This is a genomic window from Streptomyces sp. NPDC001315, assembly GCF_042896175.1.
GTDB lineage: Bacteria > Actinomycetota > Actinomycetes > Streptomycetales > Streptomycetaceae > Streptomyces.
Genome location: NZ_JBIAWZ010000001.1, coordinates 100,702 through 119,385, shown reverse-complemented (window position 1 = coordinate 119,385; position 18,684 = coordinate 100,702). Strand labels below are relative to the sequence as shown.

Genomic DNA, 18,684 nt, shown 5'->3' with positions numbered 1-18,684 from the left:
TGTTGGTGATGTTCAGGCGAGGTCCGTCAGGTCTTCCTCGGTGAGGGTGATCGAGCCGGCGGCGGTGTTGTCCTCCAGGTGCGCGATGGACCCCGTACCCGGGATGGCCAAGGTGACCGGGGAGGTGGCGAGCAACCAGGCCAGGCCGATCTGGGGGACGGTGGCGCCGTGCCGTGCCGCGACCTTGGCCAGCCGCTCGTCGCTGAGGTCCCGACCGCCACCGACCGGGAAGAAGGGGACGAAGGCGATGCCCAGATCCTCGCAGGCGGCCAGAAGGTCCGCGTCGTCGCGCCGGTCGACGTGGTACTGGTTCTGCACGGCCACGACGGGTGCGATGGCGCGGGCCTCCGCGAGGTGGTCGGCGTCGATGTTGCTCAGGCCGAGGTGGCGGATCAGGCCCTCCTCGCGCAGTGCGGCGAGCGCCTCGAAGCGTGCGGCGAGGGACTCTCCGTGCGGCGGTTCCATGAGGCCGATGCGCAGGTAGACCAGGTCGAGGCGGTCCACTGCCAGGCTTTCGAGGTTGGCCTCGACCAGGCCACGTATGTCGTCCGGGGGAGCCGCGGAGATGCCGTCAAGGCGGACGTGGGGGCCCACCTTGGTGGCGATGACCAGGTCGGACGGGTACGGGTGGAGGGCCTCGCGGATCAGGGTGTTGGCGCGGACCTTTCCGTCGTCGCTGAAGTAGAAGTCGGCGGTGTCGATGTGGTTGACGCCGAGCTCGACGGCGCGGCGCAGCACGGCACGGCTGGTCTCGGGGTCGCGGGCGGGGCCGAACATGCCCTGCTGGGACGGCAGGCGCATGGCACCGAAACCGAGACGGTCGACGGTCAGGTCGCCGCCGAGGCGGAAGGAGGCGTTCATGGGTCCAGCGTGCTGGGCCCGATGCGTACAGGCGAGCTGTTGGCAGTTTGCTGCCAACGCCATAATGGACATATGGCAGAGATCACGACGCTCCGCGGCGATCTTGAACTCCAGGCCCGGCTGAAACCGATCGTAAGAGCCGTTACCACGGAGTTCGTCAACATTGCTCGCGATCTCGACACCTGGCCCGGCGCTCGTGAGAGTGCCCACCTCCGGGCACGGCACGGCGGAGCGGGTCTGGCCCGCAAGCTGTTCAGCCCTGCCGTGCTCGTCGACGAGCGCGACCGGGAGACCTTGCGTGAGATGGCCGCCCAGGGCTTCCAGGTTCGTATCGCCGCCGCACCGTTGCCCCAGGGAATGATGTTCATCGACCGGCGGACCATGATCCTCACCGAGCCCGCGACCGCCGAGCCGGGCGTCGGCAGGCACCGCCAGTACTCCATGAGTGCCGCGCCCGTGCTGGTCGGCGGGGCTTATGCGCTGTTCGAAGCCGCTTGGGAGGCCGCCGCCGATCTCGAGGTCTTCCTCGGCTCCGATCGCCCCCGACTGGATGCTCACGCCCGCACGGTCCTGCGGGCACTGGGCTCCGGTGTCACCGACGAGGCAGCCGCACGAGAACTCGGAATGTCGCTGCGCACCTACCGCCGCCGGGTCGCCGAACTTCTCGTCGCTCTCGGCGCGGACTCGCGTTTCCAGGCCGGCATACGCGCGGGCGAGCTGGGCCTGACCCGCGGGTGATCAACCCCTGCCAGTGACGTCGCGGCACACGGACCTCTGCCTGCTGTCAGCGCTGCACGGTGGCACGAACAAGGCCTCGCCATGAGCTGATCACCCAGCAGCAGGTGACATATGACCTGACCGTCAGCGATGTCCACACGTACTATGTGCTCGCCGGCACCACGCCAGTTCTGGTTCACAACGCCGGAGAATGTCCCATCACCGGGATTCCGCATGGCGCGATGGGAGAAAGTGCCACACTGGACCGGCTTCAGACCTCGGGCTACACGAATATCACCAGAGAGGTGCGATTCAAGAATAGCCAAGGTGACGTTTTCCGCGCGGATTTCGTTGCCCAAGATCCATCGGGAAACTGGGTGGCAGTGGAAGTCAAGACCGGGCGCGGAGCGTCCCTGACTGACAACCAGAGGCTTGGATACGCCGAACTCGGTCACGGTGGGGCAACTCTGAACACGAGCAGGCTCCCAGGACTGAAGAAGGGGAGTAATGTCACCATGAAGGTGGAGGTGGATCTGTGGCATTGCCCCGATTGCGGACCGTGAAATTCCAAGCAGACAGTAATGTGTTCGGAGGTTCCGATGGGATCTAAGGCTGCCATTCTGGTGCTCACGGATGAGCGCCCGGAAGGTCTCTTCCGTGGTGCTGTCGGGTGGGATCGGACCAGGTCACTGGACCTGGCAGCGAGGTTCCTGGGGGGCACTCCTCGTGAGGCGGGCGTACTTCCACTAGACCTGGCTGTCTGGCCGGAGGACGGGGCGGCGTGTGTGGCGAGTTTTCCACGCTTTGACGTTGTCTGCTCGCGCAAGATAGCTCGGGATCATCCAAGCGACCTCGTGAGTCAGGCTGCCCGCTTGGCTGGAAAGAGGAGCGCTTATGCGGTATGCATGGAGAGTTCCGAGGATTGGGCTTCGATTCTTGCTTGGTCCCCGACTGGGCTCCTTCGGGCAGTAAGTCTGAGTCCGGGATCAGGAGTGATCGAGGATGTGGGGCAGAAGTTTCCATTCGAGCAGCCCTTCTGGGATGGTCAGCGCCCGGTTCAGACGAGGAGCTATCGACTTCCGTTCCATCCAATCGACCTGGGGAATGAGGCTCTCCGATACTTTTTCGGCTTCATCCTTGAAGGGGCAGAAGATGATCTCTGCGTAGATCCCGAAGAGGTCGAGATTCCGGTCTTCGAACCTTCTTGACGGCAACGCTGACGGCAACGCAGCCGGACGCCGACGGCCCCACGAGGTAGCTCGTGGGGCCGTCGGCGTTTCTGGAGGCGGTGCAGCGTCAGGGGGTGGCAGTCGTGCCGCTGGGGGCGGTGTCAGCGCTGAGGGCGTTGCTCAGGGTGGTGATGGCAGCTTGTTGGAGGCGGGGGCGGACGTGGGCGTAGACGGCGGCGGTGACGCCGATGTGGGCGTGCCCGAGGAGCTCCTTGATCACGACGAGTTCCACACCCTGCTCCAAGAGGAGCGTCGCAGCGGTATGGCGAAGATCGTGGAACCGGATGCGGCGGAGGCCCGAGCGGTTGAGGAGAGTGGTGAAGGCGCGGGTGAGGTTGGTGGGGTCGATGGGACGGCCAGTGGGCGTGGTGAACACATAGCCGCTCTCCTGCCACCTGTCCCCGGCAGCCGCCCGTTCCTGGTCCTGCCGCCGCCGATGGGCCTGCAGCGAGCGTATGCAGGCGGCGGGCAGGGTGATGCGGCGTTCGGAGCTGGTCGTCTTGGTCGGCAGGGTGCTCAGGCCCCGGCTGCTGGTGCGCTGGAGGGTGCGGCGGATGCTGGCGGTCCCAGTCTCCAGATCGAGGTCGGTCCAGTGGAGGCCGAGGAGTTCGCCCTTGCGTAGTCCGGTGTGGAGGGCGAGTTCGAAGAGTGCGTGGAGGCGGTGGCCTTCGGCGGCCTGGAGGAGTTGGCGGGCCTCGGTGGCGGTGAGGGGTTCGGTGCGCTTGGGGCGTGGTGTGCCGGCGGGTACGTTCCGGGCGACGTTGCGTGGGAGCTCGTCTTCACGGACGGCGTGCTGGAGTGCGGACTTCAGGACGGAGTGCACGTAGCTGACGGTCAGGGGTGAGAGCCGTTTGCCGCAGCATGCTCCGGTCGAGCAGCAGAGGCCCTGAGTGTCGAGTCCGCGGGTGCAGCACTGGCACTGGGTGCGGAGCTGGTCGAGGAGGGTGCGGACGTCCTTGGTGGTGAGCCTGCCGAGCTTCTTCTTGCCCAGGATCGGGGTGATGTAGAGGCGGTCGGTGGTGCGGTAGCGGGTGTGGGTGGTCTCGCGGAGCTGGTGGACGGCGATGTTGTCGAGCCAGCGCTGGAGGTACACCTCGATGGTGCAGTCGGCAGCCGGTGCTGGGAGGCCGCGGTTACTGGCGGCCATGCGCTCGGTCAGCTTGCCCATGGTCTCCTTGCGCGTGGCCCCGTAGACGCGGGTACGTTTCCTCGTGCCGTTGGTGGTTAGGACGTAGCCTGCCGCTTCCCAGCGGCCGTCCTTGCGCTGGTAGACGGTGCCTTCGCCGTTGGCGCGAGACTTGCGGACGGGGCGCGGAGACGGCATCAGGCGGCTTCCTGGTCGAGGCGGGTGTGGATGAAGTCGGCGAGAGCGTGGGCGGGGATGCGTCGTGCCCGGCCGATCGTGATCGAGGCCAGTTGACGGCTACGGATCAGGTCGTAGACGGCGGAGCGGCCGACCTTCAGGTGGGCCATGACGTCGGGAACGGTGAGGAGTTCGCTGTCACGCACCACCCCGCACCCCCATTCCAGATGCCGCTGCTGTTGGTGGCGTAACCAGCGCGGCGAGGTGGTCGAGTTCGGGGGTGAGGCCGGTTCCGGCGTACACCCAGTGCGAGAGCACCAGCGTCGACTCCTCCTTCGGACCGGACCCGGGCGTGGCGTTGAGGGTGCGCTGGTAGTCGGTGCGTGCCTCGCGGAGTTGGGTGAGGGTGGTGGAGTACTGGCGGGTCTTGGTGGAGAAGTGGCCGCGGAAGCCGAGCATGTGGGCCCAGGCGCGGAGTTTGAGGTGTTCGAGGTCGCGGCGGGCGCCGAGTTGCCAGGCGGTGCGGATCATTCGCTCCGCATGTACGGGGATGCGGTAGGCGGGGAGTTCGGCGATGAGGCGGAGGCGGCGGTCGAGGGTGCCGGTGGCGCCTTCGGCGCCCTTGGCGGCGTACTTCGCGATGTATGCGGCGACGGCCTTGTCCGTGATCTTCCCGCCGTCGTTGAAGTCGCCGCTGCGGATCGGCCGTACGTCCAGCTGATCGCCGAACGCGAACTCGTAGTTGCTGCCGTCCAGTTCGGGGCTACTGACGGTGGTCCGGGCGGCAGCCGTGCGTATTGCGTCGGTGAGCATCGCGGTGGTGGCCCAGGCCGGTGGTGGGGTTGTGGTGTCGGGTCCGTCGAGGCGGATGACGGCGTGGAAGTGGACCAAGCCGCGTTTCTGGTACTCGGCGACCTTCGCGTACGACACCTTCACCACCGAGGCGAGGGCCCGCTGTGTGAGACCGCCGATGCGGGCCACTTCACGACGAAGGTTCAGGATGAAGCGGGACCAGAGAGCTGGTGCGTGCGCGTTCCACAGCACCGCGCCCTGGTAGTCGTACCGTTCCGGATCCAGCGGCGAGCCGAGCCGGGAGTCGTCCTCACCGTGGCCGCAGCGGCACCGCTGAATGGCCTTGCTACCAGGACGGGTTGGGCGGTTGTGGACGGGGCCGAAGGAGGGGGCGGTGAAGGTGGCGAAGACGCGGGGGTGGGTGGCGATGGTGTCGGGGACGGTCTTGCCGCCGCGGAGGCCGGCGGAGATGAGCTGGTAGGTGTCGCGGCGGTAGATCTCCGCGCAGGCGGGGCAGCGGGTGGTGCGGCGGTTGCCGCAGCGCATCAGCAGCTGTCCGGCGGGGAGGTCGGCGGAGTCGAGGTGGCGGAGGATTTCGCCGGTGGTGGGGTGAACTTCGGTGCGGTAGCCGTCGAGACGGACGGGCTGGGCACATCCGCCGAGCCCGGCAAGCTGGCGGACGAGACCGGGAAGCCTCCCAGCGGCGGCCGTGGAGGCGAACGGGGCGAAAGCAGATGTCGGGTTGGCCTCAAGGGACGGGACGGTGGTGCGCGTGGTCAATGTGGGCATGGCCTTTCTGCCGCACGGCACATGGCACTGCGGCGAGAAGACAGCAGAAGAGAGGAAGCAGCGGGCCACTGGCCCGGCAGGGACCAGGCGACGGGACGCCTGCGGAGTCCCTGCCGGACGGTTGGAGTGGGGGCGTGACGTGGCGGAGAGCGCCAGGATCGTCAGGGCGGAGGCCCTGGAAGGGCTACGCGGCCTTGGTGAAGTCCGTGGTGCCGGGAAGCGGCCGGACTTGATGGTCTGCGGCGGTGAGGGTGTCGTTGATGCGCCAGCACGCTTCGGTGGGCAGGTGCACCGCCCGCATCCGTACTGGCGTGGGCATGCCCGTGACCGAGGTGATGGCGACACCGGCCGGGAGGGTGCGGTCGGCGGCGGTGATGTCGAGGTCGCGGCCGTCGGGGAAGAGGTGGAGGTAGTCCTCGGTGGTGTCGACACGGTGGCAGATCCGCGCGGACAGGTTGGTCCGTAGCGCGGTGGACAGTACGTCCGCGGAGGGTTTCTGGGTGATCAGCCACAGCCGGACCCCGTATTTGGCGCCTTGGGAGGCGATGGCGAGGAGGTGAGCTTCGAAGTGCTCGCGGGCCTTGCGGTCGGTGTGGCGGGTGTAGTGGGCGACCTCGTCGATCACCACCATCAGCAGCGGGAGTTCCGGGCTGAAGCCGGTGATGCGGTCCGTGCGCGCTGACCAGAACAGGTTCTCGCGGCGGTGCATCTCCTCCCGGATCTCGGCGAGGAGTTCGGATGCCTGATCGGGGTGGGTGGCGTCGCTGACGCGGTGGGCGGGGGTCCACCAGGGTGCGGCGGCGGCCAGGTTCGGGTCGATGACGACGAGTTGTACGTCGCGCATGAGGGAGGCGTGTGCGAGGAGCGTGTTGACGGTCACGGACTTGCCGGAGCGGGTGACTCCGGCGATCAGGCCGTGGGCGCCGGTGGCGAGGTTGAGGCGGACAGCATTGCCGTCCTCGTCCCAGCCGAGCAGCACATCGTCCCGGCACGACAGCGACCCTGGCGCTACGGCCGGCGCCCCGTCCTCCCTGAGGAGGGGAGAGGGGAGTGGGGTGTCGAGGGGTTCGCGGCGGAAGCCGCGTGCGATCACGGTGCCGGGCCTCGGCTGGCTGATCTTGACGCGCCGCATGCTCCAGGCGTTGCACAGGTCGTCGGCGGCGTCTTGCCATGCCTCCAGGCCGACCCTCGGGAGGGTGGTGGCGGTGACGGTGACGCCGAACTGGTCGGCTGTCAGCTTGATGCGGGGCAGGCGCACCTTCGGCTCCAGGGGTCGGCCGTCGGCCTGGACCTTGGGGGCGGGTTCGGTGACGGTGAGGCCGGTCATCGGGGCGAGGCGGCGCCAGGAGCGGCGGATGCGGCGGGCCTGCTTCAGGCTGGCCCGGGTCTCCGTATCCGCGCGGAGCCAGCGGGCGGTCGTGCACGCGGACCGGCAGGCGAACACCGTGCCGCCGAGGGCTGCGACGGTGGTGAGGAGCTGGCGGCTGACGGTGGCGGGATCGAGGTCGGCTATCTGGTGGAGCAGGGTGATCGTTTCGGTCATCGGGCCGCCTTGGCGCTGACGGCGGTGGCGCGGTAGGCGATGCCGTGGCGGGCCTGGCCGTTGAAGACCGATTCCCACGGTGCGGCGCACAGTCCGGTCATGGTGACGGCGGTGCCGGGGAGGGCGTTCTTGGCGATGCCGGTCTCCGGGAGGGTGACGGTGATCATTTCGGCGCGTCCGTCGAGGACGAACATGACGTCGGCGAGGACGAGGGGGGTCCCGCTGTCGCGGTCGACGGCTATCTCGCCGGTCTGCCGGTCCTTCACCTTGGGGCGGACGGCGCCGAGCATCAGCGCGGCGTTGCTGGTGTCGACAGGGATGACACGCATGAAAGGGAGATCCTTCGGGACGGGGGTGCGGGCATGAACGGCCTGGTCACCAGTGGTGGGGTGATCGGCAGGTACATCTATAGCATCCGATCCGAGCCCATCCAACTCCATCCCTACCTTCCAGGTTCGACCCCATCCCTGAGCCCGGTAGCCTGGGAGGTCTCCGGGCGCCGGAAAGGCCGGCGGATCGAGCAGGTACGGAAGGCGGTTCGGTTGGTGTCTGGTGACGGGACCCTGCTGGCGTTCGAGCGGATCGCGGAGGACCTGAGACAGCAGATCCGTGATCACGCCCTGGCCCCGGGCGCGGCCTTGCCGTCGCAGTCCCAGCTGATGAAGCAGTACGGGGCCTCCAGCCTGACCGTGCAGAAGGCCATGGGCCTTCTCCGGGACGAGGGCTGGGCTGTCTCGCGTCCTGGCAAGGGCACCTTTGTCAGCTCACGCAGCGACTTCGGCCACGCCTACGAGACCATCACCACCGACCTCGAACGCCTCGTCCGCCAAGGCCACCTCACCCCCGGCGCGAAGATCCCGTCCCGGCAGCAGCTGGCCGACCAGTACGAGGCACCCGTCACTGTCGTCGACGCCGCCCTGGACCGGCTCGTCGACGACCACTGGCTCCGCCGCGACGAGAACACCGCCGACGTCCACGTCCAGCACGCCGATGACCCGGCCATGGCCAACCGGCTCGCCCACGCCGCCCTGACCCGGAAGATCGACGACGGCACTCTCGCCGAGGGCACGGAACTCACCGCCGAGACCACGGCCGGCCTCCTCGGCACGGATGTACGGACCGCGCAGCAGGCGCTGAACCTGCTGATCATGGAGCACAAGGCCGCCCGCGTCCGCCGAGGCATCCCCACCGCTCACGGTGGGATGAGAGTCGAGGAAGTCACCGTCATCGGCCCCGGACCAGGACAGGGGGCAGCGGGGACCCTGGAGGTCTTCACCGGCCCCAGCCCCGAGGAGATGCAGGCCCGCGTCCGCATGGACGTGCTCGCCGACGCACTCGAGGATGCCCTCGGCCAGATCCAGGAACTCCGCGAACGACTCGACCGCCTCGAAGATAAGCACACCCGCGACTGACCCCGACAGGACCGGGCCGGACAGCTCCACCACGGGCACGGTCACCGGCTGAGGGTCGCGTTCTGGCTGGTCAGGGGTCTGCTGGGGTGGGGTTGCGTCGATAATTTCTATACGGTTTCAAGGCGGGCCCGCTGACGCGGACCCGCGCGCGGCCGGTGCGCGGGCCCGGCCGCTACGGCGCCGCCCCGCTCACCCGAACCCGGCCCCTGGCCGCGCAAAACCAGCACCCCGGAACAGCCTGCAGACCGCAGGGTCCTCCCGACTCACCAGCGCTCGGCAGACCAGGTCAGCCGTGTGCGAGCCATGCCGATGCCGTCACCGGCAAAGAGTCTGGCAGCATGCGCGTTCGGGGTCTCGCTCGTGACAGCGAAAGCCCGTGTCAGCAGATGAGAGCGCCCTTATGCTGGCCGTGTACCGCCTGCCGGGGCACCCCGCGGCTGCCGGGCGGACGAGGAGGTGAAAGGGATATGAGCGTTGCCATCGACCACACAGGGCCCTGGACCGTCGCCGACGTCCTCGCCCTGCCCGAAGACCGCGCCATGCGCTACGAACTGCTGGGGGAGTCCCTCGTAATGTCCCCCGCACCCGGCATCCGCCACCAGCGGGCCTCGCTCCGGCTCGCCATGATCCTCCACGCGGCGGCCACAGCCGCCAAGGCACCGGTCGAGGTCCTGGAAGCCATCAACGTCATCCTGCCCTCCGGCCTCGTAGTCCCCGACCTCGTAGTGACCGACGCCGGCGCGACCGCCGAGGACGGCGTCAGCGTCGACGCCGACGGCGTACAGCTCGTGGTCGAGCTCGTCTCTCCCGGCAACAGCACCGTGGACCGCAAGTTCAAGCCGATGCTCTACGCCGAGGCCGCCATCCCGCACTTCTGGCGACTCGAGTTCGACCCCGCGCCCATGCTCGTCGTCTACGAACTGGAAGGCGGCCGGTACGTGGAGCGGACGACCGCACTCGCGGGCGCAGCCACCCACTTGGATGCCCCGTTCCCTGTTGCAATCGATCCGGCCGGACTCTCCCGGCAGTAGACGCCGTCTGACGGCAACGCTGACGGCAACCGGACCCGTCAACGGCGTACACCATCGGACTTCCACGGACTAGCAGACCGGCGCTGACCTGCGAAAACGCAGGTGACAAGGGCCCGTCCAGCACACGTACTATGTCCTCGCGGGCGAAACTCCGGTTCTCGTGCATGATGCGGGTGGGGACGATCCTGCCTCCTTCTCTGGCACGGTCTTTCGGGATGGGAAGTACCGGTTTCAGATTTACTCCAATGATCATGGTCCCGCGCACGGGCACTTGATCGGACCGGGGATCAAGGGGGATGGCATACAGATCGGGCAGAATGGCAAACCGCTGGATGCCAATATCCAGCTGACCAAAGATCAGCAGCGCGTCATCGATAACAACCTGGGAAGTATCCGCAAGGGTATTAGAAAAAGCATGGCTGCATACAGATTGGCTGGCGGCAGTGGATGTCCCTAACTTCTCCGACTGGAGATCCGTCATTCTGGACATTGCTCGTCGCGCAGGTATCGAAAACGTTGACCTGTCTAGTGGGCATGCGCGCTGGGAAGTTTACCGACGGATGATGGATTCACCGGTCGAGTGGGGTCGGCTCATGGAGATCGTTGGAGTAGAGCCTGATCCGTCGATCGCCGCGTCGGTAGTCCTGGAGATGCTGGAGCGAGTTCCAGCGCCCGAGAGGATTCTCTGGGTCGATAGGATATCGGTGAGGGAAAGGCATTCGTTGGTCGTTCTGCGCATGCGTGAAATTCGAATTCTGGAGGCCGTGAGTGGTGAGCTAGGGATGGAATACTCTCTCGTGCCTGATCAGGTTTCAGAATGGTCTGACTGGCTGCAGCGTCGAGCCTCTAAGGAATCAACATCACCGGGGGTTTTGGAGCAGTTGAGTCAATCAGGACGGACGAGACGGGTCAGGCATCTCGCCGCAGAGCGGCTACGTTTCTTGCGGAGGACGTCATAACCGCCGCAACCTTGTCCGCGTGCAGGACTTGTGTTTGCACGAAGAGGGTGCGCTGACAGCCCCAAAACTGGCACTCTCGCAAGACGAGAAGGCCCCGCTGAAGCATCCAGCGGGGCCTTCTCGGGGTCTTGACGGCAGTAGTTGACGGCAACGTCAGCGGACGGGCGCGGCGCAAGGCGGTAGTTCGTCGCCGTCATCGGGCTGGGTGGCGGTCTCGTTGGGGTTGCGGAGGGCGTGGCCGAGGAGGTCGATGGCATCGCGCTGGAGGCGGAGCCGGACGTGGGCGTAAACGGTGGCGGTGACGCCGATGTGGGCGTGTCCGAGAAGTTCTTTGATCACGACGAGTTCCACGCCCTGCTCCAGGAGGAGGGTCGCCGCCGAGTGTCGGAGGTCGTGGAGCCGGATGCGGCGGAGCCCGGCCCGCTGGAGTAGGGCGTTGAAGTGCCGGGTGAGGGTGGCCCCTTCGATGGGGGCACCATTGGGCCGGGTGAAGACGTAGCCGCTGTCTTGCCAGTCTTTGCCCGCCGCTTCGTGTTCGTGGTGCTGCTGGTCGTGGTGCTGTCCGAGGGAGCGGAGGCATGGCGTCGGCAGGGCGATGCGCCGTTCGGAGCTCCGGGTCTTGGTCGGGAGGGTGGTCAGGCCGCCGGAGTTGGTGCGTTGGAGGGTGCGGCGGATGCTGGCGGTTCCGCCGGCGAGGTCTAGGTCTTCCCAGCGCAGGCGGTGCGCAGGGCGAGTTCGAACAGTGCCTGCAACCGGTGACCGTTGGCCGCTGCCAGGAACTCGCGTGCTTCCTCGGTGGTGAGGGGTTCGAAGCGTCGGGGCCGTGGGGTGCCGGTGCGGACGTTGCGGGCGACGTTGCGGGGGATCTCTTCTTCGCGGACGGCGTGCTCCAGGGCGGACTTGAGGACGGAGTGGATGTAGGTCAGCGTCAGTGGGGAGAGCAGCTTGGAGCAGCAGGTTCCGGCGGCGCAGCAACGGGGCTGATCGCGGGCGGCGTCGATGCCTTGGGCACAGCATTGGCAGGTGGTGCGGAGCTGGTTGAGCCAGGTGCGAACGTCCTTGGCCGTGAGTTTGGTGAGCTTCTTCTTGCCCAGGCCGGGGACGAGGTACCGGTCGACGCAGGCGGCGTATCGCGTGTGGGTGTTCTCGCGGAGGTGGTGGACGGCTACGGCCTCCAGCCAGTACGTCAGGTACGCGGCCACGTTGCCCTGCGCGGAGGGCACGGGAAGGCCGCGGTTGCTGGTGGCAATCTTCTCGGTGAGCTTGGCCAGGGCCGCTTTGCGGGTGGTGCCGTAGACGTGCACGCGCTTGCGGGTGTTGCCGGGGGCGAGGACGTATCCGGCGGCTTCCCAGCGGCTGTCCTTGCGCTGGTAGACGGTTCCGTCGCCGTTGGCGCGCACGCGGCGGGAGGCGGGGGTATCGCGGGGCGTGGTCATCCGAGGTTCAAGGCGGGCACCGCCCGCATGGGCTGGCCGCCGTCGCCGACAAGGCCCACCGTCTGCTCCCGCGATCAGGCGCTACTGGAGGCACCGACCCTCACGCTCGCTGCCGGACTCGCCGAGGGCGGTGGTCGGCGTTGCCTCCGGCGGGGGCGAAGCTCCCGGCCGCCCGTCGGGGGCCGACTCCTCCCGCCCCGGCCCCGCGCCGCCAGACTGGGCGACGCACCAGCCCGGCCGTACGCTGCCTCTCCCGCTCGGGCCTGATCCTGCCGAAAGAAGCCGACCCTGCACCGCCTCGGCAGGTTGCCGCTGGTTTGCGGGCGGCGCCTGGCATCAGGACGAAGGGGGAAGCAGGGGGGTGTGCGACGCCGGAGTGGCTGCGGTCGCGGCGACGGCACACGACCTGAACTACGTATTCGCGCTCTCGCACTCCGTGCCATATATCATCGGCGCTATGGGCAGCGGGCGGTACTCGATCGAGATCGAGCCGGAGGTGCGGCTGTGGCTGGAGAACCTTCCCGCCCATCACTACAAGCAGGCCGAACGCGTCGCCGACCTGCTCGCAGAGCAGCCCACCACGCTCGACGAACCGCACTCCCGCCACCTGGGCGGCAAGCTCCGCGAGCTGCGCTTCCGCCTGGGCGATGCCCATCAGCGGATCACCTACTGGCTGGCGCCCGGCCGACGTGTCGTGCTGCTCACCGTGTTCCGCAAGACCAAGATGCGCGAGCAGGCCGAAGTGGACCGCGCCCACGCCGCACAGCGATTGTGCGAGGCAGAGCATGAAGCCGCCGCCGAGCACGATCTCTACAGCCGCGACCTCAAGGAGATGCGATGAACCACAGCGAGTGGAGGACCCGTCGCCACCGCCAGCTGCTGGGCGAACACCTGGACGCTGATCCCGAGTACGACCGGGTCTACGAAGAGGCCGGCCTCGCCATGACGTTGGGCAAGGCCGTCTACGACCGGCGTAAGCAGCTGGGTCTGAGCGAGGCCGATCTCGCCGAGCGCATGCACGTCGACGTCGATGACATCGAAGGCATCGAGACGGCCACCGAGCTGCCGCCCATCGCGGTCATCATGCGCCTGGCCCGCGCACTGGACCTCACGGTGGACGTGCACCTCGCCGGCGGAGACGAGCCCACCGTCACCATCATCGCCCCAGCGGCCTGAGGCGGGGAGGAACCATGCAGGACCCGCCTTCCGCGCTCGCCCGTGAGCTCGGGCAACTCGTCCACGACCGGCGCATCGAGCTCGGGCTGTCCCAGGCCGAGCTGGCCGAGCGGTGCGGGATGAAGCAGCCGCAGATCTCCCGCTTCGAAGGCGGCGGGACCGTGCCCACGCTTCCCCTCCTGCGCCGCCTGGCTCAGGCTCTCGGCGCCGACCTGACCATCAGCCTCACCCCGCACGACAAAGCCGCTAGACATGCATTCGGAATTCCTGGAATTCCCCAGGCGGTGTAGACCGCTGACGGCAGTAGCGACGGCAACACCAGCAGACTCCAGCGCACGAGCACGAACATCCGGCGACTGTCAAACGCCCGCTGACCAGCAAACTTGCAGGTAGGAGCGGCCTGGCCTGCACACGTACTATGTGCTGGCGGGTGAGACGCCGGTCCTGGTTCACAATTCTGCTTGTGGGCCAGCTCCGGAGAAGGCTTATAGCACCCTCAATCACATTGACAGAGTGGGATGTGAACCCCTACATCAAGGGCGTAAATCGCGGCTCCGAGCGACTTATTACCGGCAGTGACGGTTCTGCTCGCTACGCTACTGACCACTACACTTCGTATGTTCAGATCCGTTGACGTGGAGCGCTTCTTCTCGGTAGAGGCAGGGGAATTTCGCGCCCCCCCTGCAGCTAGGGCAACGAGAGTCCATTGAACTGGCCGAGGCTGCGATTCTGCGAGGTCTGGGGGTGTTTCACCTGGATGGGGCGCAGATGACCAGCCAGGCAGAATTGTTCCAGGAATTCAAAGCGAAGCTCCAGTTTCCAGAATATTTTGGTGAAAACTGGAACGCCTTGGATGAATGCCTGGCTGATCTGGATTGGTTGGATCGACTCGGCTACTTATTGGTCATCGAATCCGGAAATTCGGTACTGTGCGACGAAGGGAAAGAGGTTCGGCAGATGTTTGACAAACTTCTTTCGGATATCTCCGAGGAGTGGTCAGATTCCGACCCCGGTATAGTGTTCCGAACGCTCCTGGTGATCGATTAATGATCCTTCCGGAAGGATTTTCAGAGCCCGTCAAGGGTGCTCCGCTGGTGGGCGCAAGGTAACTTCCGTCGATCGTCGAATGGCTCGTCATCTGCCCAGAAGCCTCCGCCGGAGAGATACTCTGGCGCAGGCTTCTGGTGTGTTTGACGGCAATGGTGACGGCAACGTCAGCGGACGGCTGCTGTGGCGGGTGGGTCGTCGGGGCCGTCGGCCGGGCTGAGGGTGTTGCCCAGGGTGTCGTTGGCTTGACGTTGGGGGCGGAGTCGTACCTGGGCGTAGACTCCGGCGGTAACGCCGATGTGGGCGTGGCCCAGAAGTTCCTTGATCACGACGAGGCCGACGCCTTGCTCCAGGAGCAGCGTTGTTGCAGTCGAGTGGCGGAGGTCGTGGAAGCGGGTGCGGCGGAGCCCGGCCCGGTCGAGGAAGCTGTGGAAGCGGCGGGTGAGGTTGGCCGGGTCGAGAGGCCGTCCAGTCGGCGTGGTGAAGACGAGGCCGCTGTCGCTCCAGGCCGACCCGGCCTGTCCCCGTTCCCTGTCCTGCCGCTCCTTGTGCTCTTTGAAGGAGTGGAGGCATTCGGTGGGGAGGGCGATGCGGCGTTCGGAGGCGCGGGTCTTGGTGTGCAGCATGGCCGAGGGGGCGCAGGGCGAGTGGACGGGTGCGGCTTCGTCGTGGTGTGGGGGGCCTGGTACGCCCCCGGTGACCGGGTGACGAGGGACCCCCTCCCGAACGGCCTCGGCGGATGGCGGCGGTGCCCGAGTCGAGGTTGAGGTCTTCCCAGTGCAGGCCGAGGAGTTCGCCCTTGCGGAGTCCGGCGTGGAGGGCGAGTTCGAACAGCGCGTGCAGCCGGTGATGTTGGGCGGTGGTAAGGAGCAAAGTCGCGGTCGAGCGCCGCAGATCGTGGAAGCGGATGCGGCGGAAACTTGCTCCGCCGACGAGCCGACCGAAGCGGCGGGTGAGGTTGGTGGGGTCGAGGGGGCAGCCGGTCGAGGTCGTGAAGTTGCCGGACCTGCCCTCTCGTGGACTGCATCCCGCTGCGTTGGCGGAACGGTGACGGAACCGTCTATCAGCGTAAGGACAGTCGCTGGAAAGCGGTAGATCTCGCTCGGTAGGTGCCTTGGGCGGCTGGTCGGTAGCAAAGGAAGAGCCGCAGCCACCTACGCGGATACATACCGCCTCAGCTACATCTCTCCCTCGTGAAGGGCCGTCCGGAAGGTCGCCCACGTGGTCGGGCGGAAGCGGAGGCAGGAACTGCCGGGGTTCTTGGAGTCGCGTATGGCGACGGTGGTGGGGATGTTGGTGGCTATTTCGACGCACTCGGCCTTTTCGTTGCTGTAACTGGACTTGCGGTACTCGAAGTCAGGCACGGCTCACAGTCTCCTGCGCAGGTGATGTAGGAACGCCACCGACTCCCGCTCATCGAGGGAGCGTTCGGTGATTCTCTCGAACAACTCATCGTAGGCAGCCGCGGCCCCTCCGCCCTCCACCCATCGCTCGGCGAAGGGGGCCTCCACGTATACGACGTCCATGGCTCCTGGGGCGGCGAACGAGATGATGTTGAACGAGCCGATCAGGCCCGGGTGCGTGCCAGCACTGAAAGGGAAGATTCGGATGCTGACGCTTGGCAGCTCAGCCATTCGCGCGAGTTCGTCCACCTGTCCTGCGGCGGTCGATGCGCCGCCGGGGAAGTTGCAGAGGACTGCCTCATAAATCACCACCCGCAGTGAAAGGGGTGGTTCGCCTTTGAGGCGCTGTCGGCGAGCGAGCCGTGCTGCGATGAACTCCTCGTCCGGTTCTGGTCCCTTGGTCACCTGAGCCGCAGGGCTTTCCCGCAAAGCGCGTACGTACTCAGGGGTTTGAAGGAGTCCGGGAACGAAGGCGGGTGTTCGGACGCGGGTGCTCATCGTGCGGGAGGTCGCCGACCGGTGGGGCGTGTGCGAGCTGGCCGTCGGCAAGGCGGTCTGGTGTGAGCTGGACGTCGTACGCCAGGCAGCCCATGCCCGCTACCGTGACCACGGCAAGCCCCCGCCCCGAAGGAGGACGACCATGGCCGAACCGCTGAAGACCTTCGTCAACGGCGTCGAGGTCGAAGTCCCCAACAGCATCCCCGCCATCCGTGCGGCCCTCCCGGAGGGGCGGCGGAGCGACTTCGACCAAGCCATCAACGAAGCCGGCGTGCATGACATCCACGCCGTCATGCGGCACTGGATGCTGGAGGCCGTGCCCGACCCGGAGGCCGACGCGCTGCTGGAGCGGCTCGCCGCGGACGAGGCCGAGAGGCGGGGCGCGGCTTGAGCTACCGCATCGCCTATGCGCCGCCCGCCGATGACGCCCTGGCCAAGATGCGGAACCCCGACGCCTTCCGCCGGGCGATGGCGGACACGGTCGGCCGTGATCCGTACGGGCATGGATCGACCGGTGTGCGGGGTGACCGCGATCGGCGTGAGGCGACCGTCCTCGGCGCCATCGTGCTCTATTACGTCTCCGGGACCGTGCTGACCGTGACCGTGGTCAGGCTCGTTCCATCGCTCTGAACTCTGAACCCTGAACGACGGGGCCGCCTCGGCCCATCCAGCCAAGGCGACCCCGCCGTCACGCGTCACGCGTCGCGGACGCGATCAGCCCACGCTCACCGCACTCCAAGCCGCGGCCACCGCCGCGTACTCCGTGCTCCCCGCGCCGTACAGATCCTTCGCCGCGTTCAGCGTCGCCGTCCGCGCCCCGGCGTAGTTCGTCGAGGACGTCATGTAGACCGTCAGCGCCCGGTACCAGATCTTGCCCAGCTTGTCCCGGCCGATCCCCGTCACCGTAGAGCCGTTGCACGTAGGCGAGTTGTAGCTCACCCCGTTGATCGTCTTCGCGCCGCTGCCCTCCGCCAGGAGGTACGCGAAGTGGTTCGCGACGCCCGACGAGTAGTGGACGTCGAGGTTGCCGACCGACGAGCTCCAGCAGTTCGCCGAGTTGCCGTCCTTCGAGGGCTGGTCCATGAAACGCAGGGCCGCCTTGCCGAAGCCGGAGCGGACGACCTTCTCGCCGATCAGGTAGTCACCGGCGTCCGACGAGTTGTTGGCGTACCACTCCACCAGCGTGCCGAAGATGTCGGAGGTCGCCTCGTTCAGGCCGCCCGACTCGCCGGAGTAGGTCAGCGCGGCCGTCTTCGACGTCACGCCGTGCGACATCTCGTGGCCCGCCACGTCCAGCGCGACCAGCGGACCGAAGGTGGTCCCGTCACCGTCGCCGTACGTCATGCAGAAGCAGGTGTCGTCCCAGAAGGCGTTGTTGTAGTTGTTGCCGTAGTGGACGCGGTTGTACGAGCCCTTGCCGTCGCCCGCGATGCCGTTCCGGCCGTGGACGTTCTTGTAGTAGTCCCACGTCTCGTTCGTGCCGTACTGGGCGTCGACCGCAGCCGAGGAGCGGTCGGAAGCGGCCCCCGTACCCCAGTGGTTGTCCGTGTCCGTGAACACCGTCGACGGCGCCCGGCTGACGCAGATGCCGAGAATGCACAGGTCCGTCTTGTTCGCGGCGTCACCCGTGTACGTGCTCCCGCGCGTCGCGTCCGTCATCTGGTACGTCGATCCCGACAGCGTCGTCTCCAGCGGCACCGTGCCGCTGTACAGCGACCGCCCGTCGCCCGTCGCCGTCTCGATGTCGTCCCAGGCGTCGATCTGGGCGCCGGTGCGGGCGTCGGTCAGCACCGTGCGGGCGACCGGGTTGCCGAGCGAGTCCTGGGCGACGGCGTTGGTACGCCAGGCGAGTTTCGGGGTGCCGTGGAGCGCGTCGACGACCAGCTGCGGCTTGGCGGTGATCTTCTTCAGGGTCTCGCCGAGGTTCGCGGCGCGCAGCGCGTTCACCGCGACGTCGGCCGCCTTCGGGGCGGAGAGGGACGGGACGATCGAGGCGAGGGAGATCGTGGTCCTCGTCGCCCTGTTCGCGCTGCGGTAGGTGCCGTCGGAGGCGAGGTGGACGACGAAGTCACCACCCAGGACGGGGAGTTCGCGGTAGGTGCGGTCGTAGCGGACGTGCTGGGTGCCGTCCTTGTCGACGACGACGTCCCGGACGGTCGTGCCCTGGAGGGAGGTGAGGCCGAGGGTGCTCGCGTGGTCCGCGACGGCCGACGCGGCGTTGTCGATCGCGGTGGCCCGGGTCGGCCTGTCCGCCGCTTCGGCGGCGGGGGAGAGTGCGGCTGCCAGCAAGGTGGCGGTGGTGGCGGCCACGCCGGCGGTGGCGAGACGGCGGGACCTGTGAACCGTGCTGACGTGCTGCCGTATCCGACTCATCGGTCTCCTAGGGAAGGCGCCATCGGGCGCGTGGGGGGCGGCGCGGGACGTTGACCAAGATTTAAGGGGCCATGACATGTCATGTCCATAGGCCCTACGCGGAGAGGTGTGAGGG

The 18,684-nt window shown here is 67.2% G+C and carries 20 protein-coding genes and 3 pseudogenes; 11 read left to right on the top strand and 12 right to left on the bottom strand.

From position 1 onward, the window contains the following. Positions 1-12 precede the first annotated feature (12 nt). Positions 13-861 (bottom strand): aldo/keto reductase, encoded by an 849-nt coding sequence (locus ACFY16_RS00525; RefSeq protein WP_390644872.1) that lies wholly within the window; start codon positions 859-861, stop codon positions 13-15. A 72-nt stretch (positions 862-933) separates the two neighbouring features. Between ACFY16_RS00525 and ACFY16_RS00520 the strand changes: the two genes are divergently transcribed. The 3 genes and pseudogenes from ACFY16_RS00520 (at position 934) to ACFY16_RS00510 (ending at position 2,786) form a co-directional block, all read left to right on the top strand. Further along, positions 934-1,599, top strand: coding sequence for a DNA-binding response regulator (locus ACFY16_RS00520; RefSeq protein WP_390644871.1), 666 nt, complete (start codon positions 934-936; stop codon positions 1,597-1,599). Positions 1,600-1,691: 92 nt separating this feature from the next. Further along, positions 1,692-2,141: pseudogene (locus ACFY16_RS00515) on the top strand (NERD domain-containing protein); the annotation flags it as partial. An 18-nt stretch (positions 2,142-2,159) separates the two neighbouring features. Continuing rightward, complete coding sequence (locus tag ACFY16_RS00510) at positions 2,160-2,786, top strand: DUF6928 family protein (RefSeq protein ID WP_390644870.1); 627 nt, start codon at positions 2,160-2,162, stop codon at positions 2,784-2,786. Positions 2,787-2,874: 88 nt separating this feature from the next. On the opposite strand, the gene ACFY16_RS00505 is transcribed toward ACFY16_RS00510, so the two are convergent. The 5 genes from ACFY16_RS00505 to ACFY16_RS00485 form a co-directional block, all read right to left on the bottom strand. Beyond that, positions 2,875-4,131: a tyrosine-type recombinase/integrase gene (locus ACFY16_RS00505; protein WP_390644869.1), complete on the bottom strand. Its 1,257-nt coding sequence runs from the start codon at positions 4,129-4,131 to the stop codon at positions 2,875-2,877. Next, a complete protein-coding gene (locus ACFY16_RS00500; protein WP_390644868.1) occupies positions 4,131-4,316 on the bottom strand; it encodes a helix-turn-helix domain-containing protein in 186 nt (61 codons plus the stop codon). The genes ACFY16_RS00505 and ACFY16_RS00500 overlap by 1 nt, the downstream gene beginning before the upstream one ends. Then, entirely contained in the window at positions 4,309-5,691 is a 1,383-nt protein-coding gene (locus ACFY16_RS00495; RefSeq protein WP_390644867.1) for a replication initiator, read from the bottom strand. Before ACFY16_RS00495 ends, ACFY16_RS00500 begins: the two co-directional genes overlap by 8 nt. A gap of 184 nt (positions 5,692-5,875) precedes the next feature. After that, positions 5,876-7,234, bottom strand: coding sequence for an FtsK/SpoIIIE domain-containing protein (locus tag ACFY16_RS00490; RefSeq protein ID WP_390644866.1), 1,359 nt, complete (start codon positions 7,232-7,234; stop codon positions 5,876-5,878). After that, complete coding sequence (locus tag ACFY16_RS00485) at positions 7,231-7,563, bottom strand: hypothetical protein (RefSeq protein ID WP_390644865.1); 333 nt, start codon at positions 7,561-7,563, stop codon at positions 7,231-7,233. Before ACFY16_RS00485 ends, ACFY16_RS00490 begins: the two co-directional genes overlap by 4 nt. A 216-nt stretch (positions 7,564-7,779) precedes the next feature. On the opposite strand from ACFY16_RS00485, the gene ACFY16_RS00480 reads away from it, so the two are divergent. Both ACFY16_RS00480 and ACFY16_RS00475 read left to right on the top strand, forming a co-directional pair. Beyond that, positions 7,780-8,646 carry a GntR family transcriptional regulator gene (locus ACFY16_RS00480; RefSeq protein ID WP_390644864.1) on the top strand — a complete coding sequence of 289 codons (867 nt, stop codon included), beginning with the start codon at positions 7,780-7,782 and terminating at the stop codon, positions 8,644-8,646. A 467-nt stretch (positions 8,647-9,113) separates the two neighbouring features. Beyond that, the gene (locus tag ACFY16_RS00475; RefSeq protein ID WP_390644863.1) at positions 9,114-9,677 is read left to right on the top strand and encodes a Uma2 family endonuclease; all 564 of its coding nucleotides are present in this window, start codon (positions 9,114-9,116) and stop codon (positions 9,675-9,677) included. 1,112 nt (positions 9,678-10,789) lie between these two features. Here ACFY16_RS00475 and ACFY16_RS00470 read toward each other — a convergent pair. Continuing rightward, positions 10,790-12,072: pseudogene (locus ACFY16_RS00470) on the bottom strand (tyrosine-type recombinase/integrase). Positions 12,073-12,529: 457 nt separating this feature from the next. Here ACFY16_RS00470 and ACFY16_RS00465 point away from each other — a divergent pair. The 4 genes from ACFY16_RS00465 (at position 12,530) to ACFY16_RS00450 (ending at position 14,295) form a co-directional block, all read left to right on the top strand. After that, positions 12,530-12,913: a type II toxin-antitoxin system RelE/ParE family toxin gene (locus tag ACFY16_RS00465; protein ID WP_390644862.1), complete on the top strand. Its 384-nt coding sequence runs from the start codon at positions 12,530-12,532 to the stop codon at positions 12,911-12,913. Beyond that, positions 12,910-13,248, top strand: coding sequence for a helix-turn-helix domain-containing protein (locus ACFY16_RS00460; protein WP_390644861.1), 339 nt, complete (start codon positions 12,910-12,912; stop codon positions 13,246-13,248). Before ACFY16_RS00465 ends, ACFY16_RS00460 begins: the two co-directional genes overlap by 4 nt. 14 nt (positions 13,249-13,262) lie before the next feature. Beyond that, on the top strand, positions 13,263-13,538 hold the full coding sequence (locus ACFY16_RS00455) for a helix-turn-helix domain-containing protein (protein WP_390644860.1): 276 nt from the start codon (positions 13,263-13,265) through the stop codon (positions 13,536-13,538). Between the two features lie 454 nt (positions 13,539-13,992). Next, complete coding sequence (locus tag ACFY16_RS00450; protein WP_390644859.1) at positions 13,993-14,295, top strand: barstar family protein; 303 nt, start codon at positions 13,993-13,995, stop codon at positions 14,293-14,295. A gap of 167 nt (positions 14,296-14,462) precedes the next feature. Here ACFY16_RS00450 and ACFY16_RS00445 read toward each other — a convergent pair whose 3' ends face one another. The 4 genes and pseudogenes from ACFY16_RS00445 to ACFY16_RS00430 all read right to left on the bottom strand — a co-directional run bounded on the left by ACFY16_RS00445 (position 14,463) and on the right by ACFY16_RS00430 (position 16,196). Then, entirely contained in the window at positions 14,463-14,921 is a 459-nt protein-coding gene (locus ACFY16_RS00445; protein ID WP_390644858.1) for a tyrosine-type recombinase/integrase, read from the bottom strand. Positions 14,922-15,084: 163 nt separating this feature from the next. Next, positions 15,085-15,516: pseudogene (locus ACFY16_RS00440) on the bottom strand (hypothetical protein); the annotation flags it as partial. Further along, a complete protein-coding gene (locus ACFY16_RS00435) occupies positions 15,474-15,659 on the bottom strand; it encodes a DUF397 domain-containing protein (protein ID WP_390644857.1) in 186 nt (61 codons plus the stop codon). The pseudogene ACFY16_RS00440 and the gene ACFY16_RS00435, both read right to left, overlap by 43 nt. A gap of 3 nt (positions 15,660-15,662) precedes the next feature. Continuing rightward, positions 15,663-16,196 carry a DUF5753 domain-containing protein gene (locus ACFY16_RS00430; RefSeq protein WP_390644856.1) on the bottom strand — a complete coding sequence of 178 codons (534 nt, stop codon included), beginning with the start codon at positions 16,194-16,196 and terminating at the stop codon, positions 15,663-15,665. Between the two features lie 142 nt (positions 16,197-16,338). Between ACFY16_RS00430 and ACFY16_RS00425 the strand changes: the two genes are divergently transcribed. Both ACFY16_RS00425 and ACFY16_RS00420 read left to right on the top strand, forming a co-directional pair. Further along, a complete protein-coding gene (locus ACFY16_RS00425) occupies positions 16,339-16,587 on the top strand; it encodes a hypothetical protein (RefSeq protein WP_390646057.1) in 249 nt (82 codons plus the stop codon). Next, positions 16,584-16,826: a hypothetical protein gene (locus ACFY16_RS00420; RefSeq protein ID WP_390644855.1), complete on the top strand. Its 243-nt coding sequence runs from the start codon at positions 16,584-16,586 to the stop codon at positions 16,824-16,826. The genes ACFY16_RS00425 and ACFY16_RS00420 overlap by 4 nt, the downstream gene beginning before the upstream one ends. Positions 16,827-16,910: 84 nt before the next feature. Here ACFY16_RS00420 and ACFY16_RS00415 read toward each other — a convergent pair whose 3' ends face one another. Then, positions 16,911-18,569, bottom strand: a complete 1,659-nt coding sequence (locus tag ACFY16_RS00415) for a M4 family metallopeptidase (RefSeq protein WP_390644854.1) — start codon at positions 18,567-18,569, stop codon at positions 16,911-16,913. Positions 18,570-18,684 lie beyond the last annotated feature (115 nt).

Bases quoted from the DNA above. Each gene is read 5' to 3' on its own strand.
- ACFY16_RS00455 (WP_390644860.1), top strand. From the start codon at position 13,263: ATGCAGGACCCGCCTTCCGCGCTCGCCCGTGAGCTCGGGCAACTCGTC.
- ACFY16_RS00425 (WP_390646057.1), top strand. From the start codon at position 16,339: ATGGCCGAACCGCTGAAGACCTTCGTCAACGGCGTCGAGGTCGAAGTC.
- ACFY16_RS00520 (WP_390644871.1), top strand. From the start codon at position 934: ATGGCAGAGATCACGACGCTCCGCGGCGATCTTGAACTCCAGGCCCGG.
- ACFY16_RS00460 (WP_390644861.1), top strand. From the start codon at position 12,910: ATGAACCACAGCGAGTGGAGGACCCGTCGCCACCGCCAGCTGCTGGGC.
- ACFY16_RS00415 (WP_390644854.1), bottom strand. From the start codon at position 18,569: ATGAGTCGGATACGGCAGCACGTCAGCACGGTTCACAGGTCCCGCCGT.
- ACFY16_RS00485 (WP_390644865.1), bottom strand. From the start codon at position 7,563: ATGCGTGTCATCCCTGTCGACACCAGCAACGCCGCGCTGATGCTCGGC.
- ACFY16_RS00490 (WP_390644866.1), bottom strand. From the start codon at position 7,234: ATGACCGAAACGATCACCCTGCTCCACCAGATAGCCGACCTCGATCCC.
- ACFY16_RS00525 (WP_390644872.1), bottom strand. From the start codon at position 861: ATGAACGCCTCCTTCCGCCTCGGCGGCGACCTGACCGTCGACCGTCTC.
- ACFY16_RS00505 (WP_390644869.1), bottom strand. From the start codon at position 4,131: ATGCCGTCTCCGCGCCCCGTCCGCAAGTCTCGCGCCAACGGCGAAGGC.
- ACFY16_RS00495 (WP_390644867.1), bottom strand. From the start codon at position 5,691: ATGCCCACATTGACCACGCGCACCACCGTCCCGTCCCTTGAGGCCAAC.
- ACFY16_RS00510 (WP_390644870.1), top strand. From the start codon at position 2,160: ATGTGTTCGGAGGTTCCGATGGGATCTAAGGCTGCCATTCTGGTGCTC.
- ACFY16_RS00430 (WP_390644856.1), bottom strand. From the start codon at position 16,196: ATGAGCACCCGCGTCCGAACACCCGCCTTCGTTCCCGGACTCCTTCAA.
- ACFY16_RS00465 (WP_390644862.1), top strand. From the start codon at position 12,530: ATGGGCAGCGGGCGGTACTCGATCGAGATCGAGCCGGAGGTGCGGCTG.
- ACFY16_RS00475 (WP_390644863.1), top strand. From the start codon at position 9,114: ATGAGCGTTGCCATCGACCACACAGGGCCCTGGACCGTCGCCGACGTC.
- ACFY16_RS00445 (WP_390644858.1), bottom strand. From the start codon at position 14,921: ATGCTGCACACCAAGACCCGCGCCTCCGAACGCCGCATCGCCCTCCCC.